13 protein-coding genes are annotated in these 13,608 nt (G+C 56.0%); 1 reads left to right on the top strand and 12 read right to left on the bottom strand.

The window, feature by feature from the left end; genetic code table 11:
* Positions 1-57: 57 nt before the first annotated feature.
* The 4 genes from ETC00_RS04195 to ETC00_RS04180 form a co-directional block, all read right to left on the bottom strand.
* Entirely contained in the window at positions 58-783 is a 726-nt protein-coding gene (locus tag ETC00_RS04195) for a GntR family transcriptional regulator (RefSeq protein ID WP_171564699.1), read from the bottom strand.
* 230 nt (positions 784-1,013) lie between these two features.
* Complete coding sequence (locus ETC00_RS04190; protein ID WP_305792672.1) at positions 1,014-3,419, bottom strand: FtsK/SpoIIIE family DNA translocase; 2,406 nt, start codon at positions 3,417-3,419, stop codon at positions 1,014-1,016.
* Positions 3,420-3,500: 81 nt separating this feature from the next.
* Positions 3,501-3,731, bottom strand: coding sequence for a YlzJ-like family protein (locus tag ETC00_RS04185; RefSeq protein ID WP_171564697.1), 231 nt, complete (start codon positions 3,729-3,731; stop codon positions 3,501-3,503).
* Positions 3,728-4,525: a ClpP family protease gene (locus ETC00_RS04180; protein ID WP_171564696.1), complete on the bottom strand. Its 798-nt coding sequence runs from the start codon at positions 4,523-4,525 to the stop codon at positions 3,728-3,730. The genes ETC00_RS04185 and ETC00_RS04180 overlap by 4 nt, the downstream gene beginning before the upstream one ends.
* A gap of 215 nt (positions 4,526-4,740) precedes the next feature.
* Between ETC00_RS04180 and ETC00_RS04175 the strand changes: the two genes are divergently transcribed.
* Complete coding sequence (locus ETC00_RS04175) at positions 4,741-5,085, top strand: TM2 domain-containing protein (protein WP_171564695.1); 345 nt, start codon at positions 4,741-4,743, stop codon at positions 5,083-5,085.
* Between the two features lie 59 nt (positions 5,086-5,144).
* Here ETC00_RS04175 and ETC00_RS04170 read toward each other — a convergent pair whose 3' ends face one another.
* From ETC00_RS04170 to ETC00_RS04135, 8 genes are all read right to left on the bottom strand, one after another.
* Positions 5,145-6,821: a ribonuclease J gene (locus ETC00_RS04170; RefSeq protein ID WP_171564694.1), complete on the bottom strand. Its 1,677-nt coding sequence runs from the start codon at positions 6,819-6,821 to the stop codon at positions 5,145-5,147.
* Between the two features lie 200 nt (positions 6,822-7,021).
* A complete protein-coding gene (gene dapA, locus ETC00_RS04165) occupies positions 7,022-7,888 on the bottom strand; it encodes a 4-hydroxy-tetrahydrodipicolinate synthase (protein ID WP_171564693.1) in 867 nt (288 codons plus the stop codon).
* A gap of 50 nt (positions 7,889-7,938) precedes the next feature.
* Complete coding sequence (dapG, locus tag ETC00_RS04160) at positions 7,939-9,165, bottom strand: aspartate kinase (RefSeq protein WP_171564692.1); 1,227 nt, start codon at positions 9,163-9,165, stop codon at positions 7,939-7,941.
* A gap of 11 nt (positions 9,166-9,176) precedes the next feature.
* Positions 9,177-10,217: an aspartate-semialdehyde dehydrogenase gene (locus ETC00_RS04155; protein WP_171564691.1), complete on the bottom strand. Its 1,041-nt coding sequence runs from the start codon at positions 10,215-10,217 to the stop codon at positions 9,177-9,179.
* A gap of 32 nt (positions 10,218-10,249) precedes the next feature.
* Positions 10,250-10,849: a dipicolinate synthase subunit B gene (locus ETC00_RS04150; protein ID WP_171564690.1), complete on the bottom strand. Its 600-nt coding sequence runs from the start codon at positions 10,847-10,849 to the stop codon at positions 10,250-10,252.
* Positions 10,842-11,744 (bottom strand): dipicolinate synthase subunit DpsA, encoded by a 903-nt coding sequence (gene dpsA, locus ETC00_RS04145; protein WP_171564689.1) that lies wholly within the window; start codon positions 11,742-11,744, stop codon positions 10,842-10,844. The genes ETC00_RS04150 and dpsA overlap by 8 nt, the downstream gene beginning before the upstream one ends.
* A gap of 135 nt (positions 11,745-11,879) precedes the next feature.
* Complete coding sequence (locus ETC00_RS04140) at positions 11,880-12,140, bottom strand: YlmC/YmxH family sporulation protein (RefSeq protein WP_171564688.1); 261 nt, start codon at positions 12,138-12,140, stop codon at positions 11,880-11,882.
* Positions 12,141-12,272: 132 nt separating this feature from the next.
* Positions 12,273-13,526, bottom strand: coding sequence for a M16 family metallopeptidase (locus ETC00_RS04135; RefSeq protein ID WP_171564687.1), 1,254 nt, complete (start codon positions 13,524-13,526; stop codon positions 12,273-12,275).
* Positions 13,527-13,608: the final 82 nt, after the last annotated feature.

The raw sequence follows: 13,608 nt of genomic DNA, 5'->3' as shown, positions 1-13,608 counted from the left end.
GAAATACCCCCTAATATGAGATGGAATGAAATTGTTGTGCGAGGTTTCCCCCGCTTGTTACAACCGTCTGCGTACGACGTGAAAGTGAATCTTGTCCGCCCGGAAGTAATTGTGGGAGTATAGCACGGGCCGTTCACTCTCGTCGTAGTGAATCTGTTTCAGCAGGAGCAGCGTCGCGTTTTTGTCGCACTGCAGCAGATTGGAAACCTTTTCAGAGTAGCCCAGCGGTTCGATATGAGCCACTGCGTATGCAATGCGCAGTCCCGTCTTGCTCTCCAGCCAGTTGAAGATGGACTCGCCCTCTGCCGTGTACCCTTCAGGGACCAGGCGAGCTGGAATGCGGTCAAAGCAGTAGACGACCGGGTCGCCGTCCGCCGTGCGAATGCGCTCTACCATGAGCACGCCTTCACCTGGATTGAGGGACAGGTGTTTGCGCTCGTCCTCGCAAGGCTCACCGAACGCGGTGCCAATCAGGATTGTTCCCGCTTTGTACCCCTGCCGCTCAATTGCATCCGTCACACTAAAGAGTTCCCCAATTCCGCCTGTAAAAACAGGGCGGGAATTAATAAACGTACCGACCCCGTGACGACGGATGACAATTTTCTCTTCTTCGAGAAGGCGAAGCGCTTCCCGCAACGTCGCCCGACTCACACCCAACTGTTTTGACAGCTCGGCTTCGGAAGGGAGACGTTCGCCAGGTTTAAACACGCCGGAATCAATATCACTCTTGATCTTGTCCATGACCAAGAGGCTCAGCGACCGGAAATTCCCCTTGATGCTCATCCATACTCACTCCTGTTTCCCTTCAGCCATCCAACAGGTAGGACGTCAGACCTCTGATTCACATGCAACGATAACAACAATTTCCTAGAATCCCGTAAAAATTGTACCGTAGGGGCAGATATCATGCAAGCCAAATTTTCAGAAGTCGTTATACCATTTTTTGCGTTTTCAGTCGTCTGATGAGCAGTCGCTCATAGACTGCCCCATTCGGCCGATAAAAAACGCCCGGCTCAGGAGATGTTGCTCTCCTGTGCCGGACGCGGTATGCGCACTTCGCGGGGTTTGCTGCCCTCATACGGGCCGACAACCCCTTGTGCTTCCATCATGTCGATCAGCCGGGCTGCCCGCGTGTACCCGATGCGGAGCCTGCGCTGCAGCAGGGAGGCGGATGCGGTCTGCGCCTCGGCGACAATCTGCACCGCCTGATCGTACAATTCGTCGTCGACGACGGCCTGCTGCTCGTCCGCCACTTCGTCCGGAATCATCTCTTCCTGATAACGGACTTCCTGCTGTTCCTTGACAAAGCGGACGACGTCCTCCACTTCCTTGTCGGAGACGAACGCCCCCTGCACGCGAATCGGCTTGGAAGCCCCCATCGGCAGGTAGAGCATGTCCCCGCGGCCGAGCAGTTTTTCCGCCCCGCCCATGTCCAGAATGGTGCGGGAGTCGGCCATGGACGAAACACCAAAGGCAATCCGCGACGGGATGTTCGCCTTGATCACGCCGGTGATCACGTCCACAGACGGACGCTGCGTGGCGATAATCAGGTGAATGCCGGCTGCGCGAGCCATCTGGGCCAGGCGGCAGATGGCGTCTTCCACTTCACCTGGCGCCACCATCATCAGGTCAGCCAACTCGTCGACGATGACCACGATGTACGGCAACGGGCTTCCTTCCACCTGCTGGTTGTACATCTCGATGTTGCGGCTCCCCGTTTTGGCAAACAGGTTGTAGCGCCGCTCCATCTCCGCGACCACTTTTTTCAATGCAACGGACGCTCGGCGGGGGTCGGTCACCACCGGCGCGAGCAGATGGGGAATCCCGTTGTACACATTCAGCTCGACCATTTTCGGATCGACCATCATCAGCTTCACTTCATCCGGCTTCGCCCGGAACAGGATGCTCATGATCAATCCGTTGATGCAAACTGATTTGCCGCTGCCGGTCGCGCCAGCCACCAGCAGGTGAGGCATTTTGGCCAGGTCGGCCACGATCGGCTCGCCCGAGATGTCCCGGCCGAGCGCCACCGTCAGCTTTCCGGGCGCCTCCTGGTATTGCGGCGATTCCAGTACTTCGCGAAGCGACACGACCGCCACTTCGGCATTGGGCACCTCGATGCCGATCGCCGACTTTCCTGGAATCGGCGCCTCGATGCGAATATCCTTGGCCGCCAGCGCCAGCGCCAAATCATCTGTCAAGCTGACGATCCGACTGACTTTCACGCCGGTCGCGGGCTGCACTTCATAGCGGGTGACGGCCGGCCCCCGGTGCACTTCCGACACGATCGCGCTGACGCCGAAGCTTTTCAGCGTCTGCACCAGCTTGGCCGCGTTGGATGTATGGTCCACATCCTTGCCCGGCGTATAACCTTTGGGCCGGGCCAGCATCTGCAAGCTGGGAAGCACATAGGGGACAGCCGACTGCTCTTCTGTGTTCTCCAGTGTGCCAAAAATCTCTTCGTCGCCTTCCAGCGAAAAGGTAATCTCCCTCTCTGCCGGCGGTCGGACGGGCGCGGCCGCAGATTCGGGGGATTCCTGTTCGTGTTCGCTTGCCACCCGCTCGGTAAAGTCCCGAATCAACGGGGCGACAGGCAGTGCTTCCTCCTCGTCCACTGACGCTCCCGCCGTCCCAGGTGACTCGGCAGCCTCCGATGCAGGGGAGGCTGCTCCGTCCTGCCGGTCAGCGGTCCCTTCCTCATTGGCGCTTTGCTCTGCGCGGGCCTTCCGCTTTTCCTTCTCCTGCCTGCGCTTCTCGCTTTCTTCCTGCAACAGCTGTACGGAATCTTTCACCGAGTCCTTCAATTTTTCGTATAGCTGCAACGTTTTGTTGCGCATGAAAATTACGATGTCCACGTACGAAAGGTTAAACAAAAACATGGTGCCGGCCAGAAACAGCAGGGCGATGATCAGGCCGGTTCCGGCCAATCCCACCAGGCTGTTGCACAGGCCGAAGAAGAGCGCTCCAACCATGCCGCCGCCAACACCGGTAGTGGACACCTTCTGGCTGTGGTCCAGCCACAGCCGGTCCCACGTGACGCGGACGATGCTTTGTTCCGCGAATTTGCCGTCTGCCGTGACCTGCTTGTACAGCATCAGATGGTCCCACGTCAAAATCGCCAGGAAGATAAACAAAATGCCCAGCACCCGGTAGGTGAGCCGCGGCGGTTTGCGGGTAAACATCATGTGGATGGCCATTCCGATCATTAGCAGCGGGATGACAAAGTCCCACGAGCCTGCCACAAACCGAAACAAAAAGGCAAGCACATGTTTCCCCAGCGTGCCGCTCTCCAACAAGCCGATCAGGCTGAGCACAATCACCACCAGGCCCAACAGTTCCACTTTAACGACCGAGGCCCATGCCGCTTGTGACTGTCTTCTCTCTTTTCTACTCAATGGCACGCCTCCTTTGTCATGCATAAAAAGGCAGCCGTCTGCTGTTCGGCTGCTGTTCGTTCATGTCTAGTATAACACAGGAAATTCATAGAAATACAGGACTTCTTATGCGCGCCAATCGGGGAGAAAGCGAACCGTCTCACCAGGCGCCAGCCGCGGATTGAGGTAATCCTGGGGATTGGGGCTGATCAGCCGCACGATCCGTCCCTCGTAGGGTCCTGTCGGTTCCACCACCATGGTGGCCTCGCCCAGCGGCAGTTCGCGCAGTTGACGCTTTTCCACCTGCTCCATGTTGGCAAACACCATTTCCATCGGAACGACCGAGTAAAAAATCACTGCAGCACCTTCTCTCCGTTGCGCACCTTTTCAATCAGCTCATTCAGTTTTTTCAGCGCTGGGCCCAATCCGCCCACTTCGTCGATCAGCCCGTACTTGACGGCATCGGCCCCGATCACGTTGGTTCCGATGTCGCGTGTCAGTTCGCCGGTGCGCAGCATCAGCTCGCGAAACTTCTCTTCGGTAATCTTGGAGTGGCGGGCGATAAAACTGACCACCCGGTCCTGCATCTTATCCAGGTATTCAAACGTCTGCGGCACGCCGATTACCAATCCGGTCAGGCGGATGGGGTGAATCGTCATCGTCGCCGTTTCGGCGATAAACGAGTAATCGCCCGCAACCGCAATCGGCACGCCGATGCTGTGTCCGCCGCCCAGCACCAGGGTGACGACCGGTTTGGACAAGGAAGCGACCATCTCCGCAATGGCCAGTCCCGCTTCCACGTCGCCGCCCACGGTGTTGAGGATCACCAACACCCCTTCCACCTTGCTGTTTTGCTCGGCTGCCACCAACTGCGGAATAATATGTTCATACTTGGTGGTCTTGTTTTGGGGCGGCAGTTGGATATGCCCCTCCACCTGCCCGATAATCGTCAAGCAGTAGATGTTGCTCTCCAACTGCGGGACATTGGTTTGCCCAAGCTGGGTAATCGAATCGAGCAGCTTCTTTTTCTGATCGTCAGTCTCCGGCGGCGCCGCAGCCGGCCGCGGCTGATCATTCGGTGCCGACGGGGGGACGTCCTGTCCTGAAAAAGGGGGGCGGTTGAGGTAATCGGTTATTCGTCGGTTTGGCATGGACCATCCTCCTCGCTTTCCTCCGTTAGTATGGATTGGACAAGGGAAAACGATACACTTCTGGAAATGAGGCAGAACGGGCAGGCCAAAAAACACGTGTCGTCAGACCTATATTTTCAAACAGCTTAGGTCTTTTCTCTTGGAATTTTATTGCAGACAGAATGGCAAGCCTTTACAATAAAAGAGACTAATTATTGGAAGGAGGACCATGTGTTTTGAACAACATTGTGGCACGATCAGGCCTGACTACCGAGCAGCAGTTAATTGTAAACTCGGAGCTGGAAAAAAGAAGAAAAAGCAAGGGAATGGCTTATTTATTGTGGTTTTTCCTTGGCGCATTTGGCGGTCATCGCTTTTACGTAGGTGACATAGGTATTGCGATCGGCATGATTCTTGTTTGGATTATCGGATGGTTTACTTTTTTTATCCCTACGACCATTTGGTTCATTATTGATGCATTTTTGCTCAGCAAACGTGTTGACAAGTACAACGAACAAGTTGAACTTGAAATCATCCAAAAAGTCAAAATGCTCGCCGCAAACAGTGATGTGGCTCAATAAATTACGCCCTTTATGGGCGTTTTTTTAAACAAAAGGAACCCTTGTGAGAACAAGGGTTCCTATACTTCCATGATGATGGGCAGAATCATTGGACGACGGCGCGTCTGATCGTACAGGAAGCGCCCCAGTGCTTCCTTCACGTTGTTTTTCAGGGAAGACCATTCGTTTACATTTTCTTCCATACATTTGACAAGTGTTTGGGTTACTATGCGATTCGCCTCGTCCAGCAGTTCTTCGGATTCACGCACATAGACGAATCCGCGGGAGATGATGTCAGGACCAGACAGGATCGTGCCATTTTGTTTGCTGAGTGTAACGACAACTACCAGAATGCCATCTTGAGAGAGCAGTTTGCGGTCCCTAAGTACAATATTGCCGACGTCGCCGACGCCAAGACCGTCAATCAGCACGTTGCCTGCGTGTACCTTCGGACCGTAACGGGCTTTGCCGCCGGAAATCTCCACCGTGTCGCCGTTGTCCAGCAGGAAGATGTTCTCCCGGGGAACGCCCACTTGTTCCGCCAGAATGCCGTGCATCCGCAGCATGCGGTATTCGCCGTGAATGGGGATAAAATACTTGGGTTTCATCAGGTTGAGCATCAGCCGCAGTTCTTCCTGGCTGCCGTGACCGGAAACGTGGACGGTGCCGCTGGGTCCGTGACCGCCGTAAATTACCTCTGCGCCAATGCGGTACAATTGGTCAATCGTGCGCGCCACGTATTTTTCGTTGCCCGGTATGGGCGTAGCGGCAATCACGACCGTATCCCCTGGAAGGATGTCAATTTTCCGATGGGCGGATCGGGCCATCCGGGTGAGCGCAGACATCGGCTCCCCTTGACTTCCAGTGGAGAGAATGACTACTTGATCGGCTGGAAGCTTGTTTACTTCATCCGTCTCGACAAACACGCCCTCGGGTACATTCAGATACCCCAGGTCCTTGCTGATGGCAATGACGTTTTGCATGCTCCGTCCGACAACCGTAATCTTGCGGTTAAACTGAATCGCCGCATCCACCACCTGCTGAATGCGGTGGACGTTGGACGCAAACGTGGAAACGATGATGCGTCCCCTTGCCTTGCTAAAGACGTCCTTGATTGCCACGCCGACAGCACGTTCCGAGCCGGTGAATCCCGGCCGTTCAGCATTGGTACTGTCGGACAAAAGACACAAGACTCCCCGCTCACCGATCATTGCCATCTTTGCCAGATCCGCCTGTTGATTATTGACCGGCGTCTGGTCAAATTTGAAGTCCCCGGTGTGCACGATGTACCCTTCCGGCGTCTCCAGGCAAACCCCAACACTGTCCGGGATGCTGTGGTTGACGCGGAAAAACGTCGCTTTCATCTTGCCGAGAACGATCTCCGAGTCGCTGTTGATCAAAACCCGCTTGGTATCGGCCAAGATACCCGCTTCCTTCAGCTTGGCTTCAATCAGGCCCATAGTAAGTTTCGTGGCGTAAACGGGCACATTGAGGTGTTTGAGCACATAGCTGAGACCGCCGATGTGGTCTTCGTGGCCGTGCGTGATAATGATGCCGCGAACCTTGTCACGATGTTCTTCCAGGTACGTGATGTCCGGAATGACCATGTCAATTCCCAGCATTTCCTCTTCCGGGAATTTTAATCCGGCGTCGATGACCACGATGTCGTCATCGCACTGCACCACGTACATGTTCTTCCCAATTTCGCCAACTCCGCCCAGGGCGAAAATGAGAACAGAGTGTTTCGATTTTGCCAAAACGTGTAACCTCCTATATTTAGTTGTCCATTACACTCAAAAAACCGCCCCAAATCACTTAGTAACATTATAACCGAACGCAAAAGCGGAACTCAAGAAAAAACAACCAAATAGATTGCAGCCCAGTCACAACGTAAAAAAGCTGCCCGTCCGGCACTTTCTCTTGCCTTCGGGACAGCTTTTTGGCTGCAATCGACAGGTTATTGCAGCAGCGAATGCACAAACGCTTTTTCCTCGTCGTTGAGCTCTACCAATGGCAGGCGAACGCCGCCCACCGGCACGCCCAGCTTCTCCAATGCCGCCTTCGTCGGTGTGGGGCTCGGGTATTTGAACAGTCCTTCGAACACGGGCAGCAGCTTGCGATGAAGGGCGGCAGCCTTGGCGTTGTCGCCGCCGAAGTATGCCGCCATCATCTCGGCCATCTCGCTGCCCACGACGTGGCTGGCCACGCTGACCACACCAACGCCGCCAATCGATAGAATCGGCAGTGTCAACGCGTCGTCCCCGCTGTACAGTTCAAAACCCTCAGGCGCCTCCTCGACAATCCGCGCCATTTGCGACAGGTTGCCGGACGCTTCCTTGATGCACACCACATTGGGCAGCTGCGCCAACCGCACGGTGGTCTCAGCGGCCATGTTGACGCCGGTGCGGCCGGGCACGTTGTACAGCATGACCGGCAGACTGGTTGCTTCTGCCAGCGCCTTGAAATGCCGGTACAAGCCTTCCTGCGACGGACGGCTGTAGTAGGGTGCCACCAGCATCACGGCGTCCACGCCGATCTTTTCCACTTCCTGCGTGAATTCGATGCTGGCAGCCGTATCGTTGCTTCCCGTCCCGGCGATGATGTGGCATTTTCCTTTCGCGTACGCCACGACATGCCGGAACAAGTCCAGTTTTTCGGAACGGGTCAGCGTCGGCGATTCGCCGGTCGTGCCGCTGACCACTAGCGCTTCCGTACCGGTAGACAGCAGATGGTCAATCAGTCGTTCCGTTTTCTCGTAGTCGATTTGCAATTGTTCCGTAAACGGGGTCACCATGGCGGTAACCAGTCGGCCAAAACGTGCCACGTCCTCCAACTCCTCTTCGATTGTTCCCCCATCTGCCACGGCAAATGGAGCTACATGTGTCCGTTGTGCAGCTTGAACTGTTTGTGCAGGGCGCGAACAGCGCGCACCATGTCCGCTTCGTGAACCAGCACCCAGATGGTCGTATGCGAGTCGGCCGACTGCAAGATCTGGATGTCTTCCTGCGTCAGCGCCTCCACAATCTGCGCCATTACACCGGGAACGCCGGCAATCCCCGCACCGATGACAGAGACTTTGGCGCAGTGCGGCAGAATCTGCGGTTCGTATCCCAAGTCGGTCAGAATCCGCGCTGCTTGTTCGCTCATCTCGTCATGGACGGTGTACGCCACGCCCAACGGATTTACGTTGATAAAGTCCACACTGATGCTGTGCTGGGCCATCGCCTTGAACACCTGCAATTGGGTGTCGTACGTTCCGTCCTTGTTCGCCACCTTGATCTGTGTAATGTTCGGCACGTGCGCGATGCCCATGACCAGGCGGTCGTGTACAGTATAACCCATCTTGTCAATTTCCAGCATGGTGGTCACCAGCGTGCCAGGGTCGTCCGAAAACGTGGAACGCACCCGAATCGGCACGTTGGCCTGCATCGCAATTTCCACCGCGCGGGGATGGATCACTTTGGCCCCCAGGTGGGCCATGTTGCAAATTTCCGTATACGTCACCGTGCTGAGCGGCTGCGCTTCTTCGACAATCCGCGGATCAGCCGTCATGATGCCGTTTACGTCAGTAAAAATGTCCACCCTTTCGGCGCGGAGGGCGACACCAAGCGCTGTCGCCGTGGTGTCGCTGCCGCCCCGCCCCAGCGTGGTAATCTCCCAATCAGCCGTGCGCCCCTGAAAACCGGGAACGATGACCACGTTCCCCGCTTCCAGTTCCTTGCGAATCCGGCCGGGATCAATCGATTCGATCTGGGCGTTGGTAAACTCGTCTGTCGTGACGATGTTGGCCTGCCCGCCCGTCAGGATTGTGGACTTGATGCCGCGCGCATTCAGCATGCTGCACATCACGGTGGCGGAGATGATCTCTCCGGTGTGCATGAGCAGGTCCGTCTCCCTGCGGGGCAGGCGGTTGCCGTTGTTGCGAATCAACTGCAAGAGCGTGTCGGTCGCATACGGGTCACCTTTGCGCCCCATTGCAGACACGACGACGACGAGGGCATAGCCTTCGTCGAGCGCTCGTTCCATATGCGTAATAGCCCTCATTCGGCACTCTTCCGTCGTCAGGGAAGAACCGCCGAACTTCTGGACGAGAATTTTCACAAACCTCTCCCCTATGCTCGTGCTTTGATGAGTTCTTCAGCGATTTGTACCGTATTCCATGCCGCACCTTTGAGCAAGTTGTCGGAAACGATCCACATGTGCAGGCCGCGGGGGTGATGCAGGTCGCGTCTTACCCGACCAACAAACACGTCCAGCTTGCCGGCTGCATCGGTCGCCAGCGGATAACGCTGCTCTTCGGGCTGATCCACCAGCACGATGCCAGGCGCCTGTTCCAGCAGAGACTTCACTTCGTCCAGATCGTAGTCCTGTTTCAGCTCCACGTAGACGGCTTCGCTGTGGCCGTAGACGACCGGAATGCGCACGCACGTGGCGGAAACCAGCACACTGTCGTCACCGAGGATCTTTTTGGTCTCGTTGACCATTTTCATCTCCTCGTAGGTGAAGCCGTTGTCCGTGAACACGTCGATTTGCGGAATGGCGTTAAAGGCGATCGGGTGATGCACCGGCAGCTTGCCGACAGGCAGCACCTTGCACTCCGGCTGCTTGCCGTCCAGAACGTCGCGGGTCTGCGTCAACAGCTCCTGAATGGCAGATGCACCCGCGCCGGATACGGCCTGATACGTGGAGACGATGATGCGATCTATTCCATATCGATCATACAAGGGTTTCAAAGCGGCTACCATCTGAATCGTCGAGCAGTTCGGATTGGCAATGATCCCCTTGTGCTTGAACGCGGCCTCCATGTTCACTTCCGGCACGACGAGCGGCACGTCCGGGTCCATTCGAAACGCGCTGGTGTTGTCAATTACCACGGCACCGTGACGCACGGCGTGATGAGCCAGTTCCTTGCTGACCGCCCCGCCGGCGCTGAACAAGGCGAAATCCACTCCGGCAAAGCTGTCCGGCGTTGCCTCTTCCACGACGACGTCCTGTCCCTTGAAGCGGACGGTCTTGCCGGCGGAACGTCCGGAAGCGAGCAGTTTCAACTGCTTGATCGGAAAGTCGCGCTCCTCGAGAATCTTGATCATTTGCTGTCCGACTGCGCCGGTCGCGCCGACCACAGCGACGGTGTAGGTCAGTTGGTTCGCCATCTTTTACTCTCCTCCAAATCGCTTTTCAGTTGTTACGAATAGTTGTATCTTTCTATCAACAAGGGTTGCAACTGTCGGCCTTCCAAAGCAGCTTCACACGTCTCCAAGATCAAATCCATGCGGGCGACAAGCGAATTGGGCTTTTTCTCCGGCGCATCCTGTCCAAACGGAACAAAGTAAATGTTTTTCGCCGCGAGCAGCTTGGCGATGTTGGCTGCATTCAAGCCCAGACCGTCATTGGTGGAGATGGCGATGACGACCGGACGCAAGTTGCGCATCGTCGCCTTGGCTGCCATCAACACCGGACTGTCAGTGATTGCGTTGGCCAGACGACTGGTCGTGCTGCCTGTGCAGGGGGCGATCACCATCACGTCCAGCAGCTTCGACGGCCCCAGCGGTTCTGCCTCCGGAATCGAAGCGATCAGCGATTCCCCCGTAATCTCCACCAACTTGCGCTGCCAGCTTTCCGAAGTGCCAAAGCGCGTATCCGTCGTCATGATCGTTTGTGAGACGATCGGGATCACTCTCGCGCCTGCGTCCACCAGCCGTTTGATCTGCGGCATCGTCTCGTCTAACGTGCAGTGGGAACCGGACAAACCGAAACCAATGGTCTTTCCCTTCAGTTTACTCATGTTGACTCCCCCTGGTGATCGTTTGTTCCGCAATTAGACGAGACAGCGTTTGAGCCATGATCTTTCCGGCGGTCTTCGGTGCGACGATTCCAGGCAATCCGGGAGCGAGCAGCGCTTTGATGCCTCGTTTTTCTGCATAGCGAAAATCAGTGCCCCCCGGCTTCGACGCCAGGTCCAGGATAAATGCCGTCTGCGGCATCTGGGCAATCACTTCCGCTGTGAGGACAAGATGAGGCACGGTGTTGAATATAAAATCGGCATTGGTCACCTGCTGCTTCAATTCGCTGAAATGAAAAGGGGTAAGCCCCATTTCATAAATGCGTGCCAAGTGTTCCTGACGTCTCGCCCCCACCTTGACGCGGGCGCCCAGCGCATGCAGCGCCCGCGCCATGGACATGCCTGTCCGCCCCAATCCGAGCACGATGGCCTGTGATCCGTGAATCGTAATGTCCGTATGTTGAATTGCCATCATCAACGCTCCCTCCACCGTCGGGATGGAATTGTAGATGGCAACATCATCACGATCTAATAGTTCCACCAACGTAATCTGCGAGGCTGCCAGCAGTTGTCTCAGATAGGGCTTCGCCATGCCGGTGTACACGACGCAGTGCTTCTGCAAGCTGGCTGCGTGCTCTTCCAAAAGCCGCAGCGGCTTGGAGCAGAAGATGCTTTCCACGTAACCGTCGTCATCAGTACCGACCACGGGCAAGATGAGGGCATCCACGTCTCGCAACACATCGCATGTTAATGGTCTCTTCGTTGCCCCGGTGAAGATGCTTTCCAGGTTGTCAAAGCCAATCAACGTGACGCTGGCATCCAGTTGTATGCACCGCTTGATGACTTCCAACTGGCGGGCGTCGCCGCCGATAAAGGCAACATGTATGCCCGTTAGCATGCTGCGTTCCCCTTTCCACACATTTTACTGCAATCGATTCGAAACGCAAAGGTTTTTCCGTGTGAAAAAGATAACGGAAATCGTTGCGGTCTACCCCCATCCTATTCGCCGTTTATAGGTTCGGTTACACTCACCCTACTTTTCAGAGGCTTGCGGCTCTCGTCTGTGCATTTGGATGATCACCATGTCAGGACCGATTTTGACGATCGCCTCCCAAGGGATCACGATGTCCTCGCGCCGTTTCCCCAAAGCGAAAAAGCCGCCTTGCGGTATGATGATCGAACGGATTTGTCCCGTCTCCGTATTGATCTCCAGATCCGCGTCGCCGATCACGCCCAGCCGTTCCCCGTTGTCCAGCCCGATGATCTCCTTGCCGCCAAACTCGCTCAAGCGCATGCCGTCTCCCCCTTTGTTCCGAACCGCCGCAGTCATTCGCCGGCAGATCTTTCCCGTGTTTGGGCACCAGCCCGTCATCACCATGCTTATACGAAAAAATCCGGCCTATGCCGGATTTTTTGTCCTCCCTTTCTACAGGAGAATATCGCTTTTCACATTGGCCGGGAAACCGTCCAGCGGGCTCACCATCGCCAGCGCCAGTTTGGAGCGGAACAATTCGCGTGCCACGGCGTGGACCGACTCATGGGAGACGCGGTCGATCTTGGCGAGAATCTCATCCAGTGTGAGGTGGCGCCCCAGCAGCAGCTCGTTTTTGCCCAGCCGGCTCATGCGGCTGTTGGTGCTTTCCAGGCTGAGCATCAGGCTGCCCTTCAACTGCTCCTTGCCCTTGTTCAGTTCCTTGTCGGTAATGCCGTTTTCAGCAACGTCCCGCAGCACGTGGGCGACGATGTCAAAGACTTGCCCGACCTGCTCCGGCGCCGTCCCGGTGTAAATCGTGAAGGTACCCGTCTCTTTGTATGAAGAGTGGTACGAATAGACGGAGTACGCAAGCCCGCGTTCTTCGCGGATTTCCTGGAACAGCCGGGAGCTCATGCTGCCGCCGAGCACGTTGTTGAGCAGAATCAGCGAGTAGATCTCCTCGTGTCCGACCGGATAACCAGGCAGCGAAATGCACAGGTGCGCCTGCTCCGTGGCCTTGTGCTGCGCTAATGCGTTGGCCGCGAACACAGGTTGGGCCACGTCCATTTGCTGGGCTTGACGCTGAAACGCAGAGAAGCGCCGTTTGATTTCTTCGATCAGGGAGTCGTCAAAATTGCCCGCCACCGTCACCACAGTATTGGTCGGCAAATAACGACGTTCAATGTAGTTGATCAAATCGTCACGTTTGAGCGCTCGCAGCACCTCTTCCGTGCCGAGAATGGGAGACCCCAGCGGATGGTCAGCGAAGCTGGCGCGGGCAATCAGATCATGCACCAGATCGTCCGGGGTATCCTCGTACATGCTGATCTCTTCGATCACCACGTTTTTTTCCTTTTCCAGCTCCTCCTCGTCAAATACGGAGTGAAAGTACATGTCCGCCAACACGTCAAGCGCTATCGGGGCATGCTGGTCCAGCACCCGCGCGTAGTAGCAGGTGTACTCCTTGGAGGTAAAGGCATTCACATTGCCGCCAATTTCGTCAAAGGTTTCGGCAATTTCCTTTGCCGAACGGGATGTGGTCCCCTTGAAAAACATGTGTTCCAGAAAATGGGAAATGCCGTTGTCCTGTTTTGTTTCGTATTTGGAGCCGGTCCCCACCCAGATGCCCAGTGCAACGGAACGCACGGAAGGAATCTTCTCCGTCACGATCCGCAGACCGTTTTCACATGTATGCCGTTGAATCACACAAATCCTCCTCGGTTGTCTATCTGTCTCTATCCGCTTCGGGACTCTCTTGTAAACACGTCTAACTATAGCAAAATTCCCT

The sequence above is a fragment of the Brevibacillus sp. MCWH genome, from assembly GCF_013096935.1.
Taxonomy (GTDB): domain Bacteria; phylum Bacillota; class Bacilli; order Brevibacillales; family Brevibacillaceae; genus Brevibacillus; species Brevibacillus aydinogluensis.
Note: the sequence above shows the minus strand (reverse complement) of the source record. Positions and strands in the feature narration are given on the sequence as shown.

Bases quoted from the DNA above. Each gene is read 5' to 3' on its own strand.
- dpsA (WP_171564689.1), bottom strand. From the start codon at position 11,744: ATGCTAACGGGCATACATGTTGCCTTTATCGGCGGCGACGCCCGCCAG.
- ETC00_RS04195 (WP_171564699.1), bottom strand. From the start codon at position 783: ATGAGCATCAAGGGGAATTTCCGGTCGCTGAGCCTCTTGGTCATGGAC.
- ETC00_RS04150 (WP_171564690.1), bottom strand. From the start codon at position 10,849: ATGAGTAAACTGAAGGGAAAGACCATTGGTTTCGGTTTGTCCGGTTCC.
- ETC00_RS04180 (WP_171564696.1), bottom strand. From the start codon at position 4,525: ATGCCAAACCGACGAATAACCGATTACCTCAACCGCCCCCCTTTTTCA.
- ETC00_RS04140 (WP_171564688.1), bottom strand. From the start codon at position 12,140: ATGCGCTTGAGCGAGTTTGGCGGCAAGGAGATCATCGGGCTGGACAAC.
- ETC00_RS04190 (WP_305792672.1), bottom strand. From the start codon at position 3,419: ATGCATGACAAAGGAGGCGTGCCATTGAGTAGAAAAGAGAGAAGACAG.
- ETC00_RS04155 (WP_171564691.1), bottom strand. From the start codon at position 10,217: ATGGCGAACCAACTGACCTACACCGTCGCTGTGGTCGGCGCGACCGGC.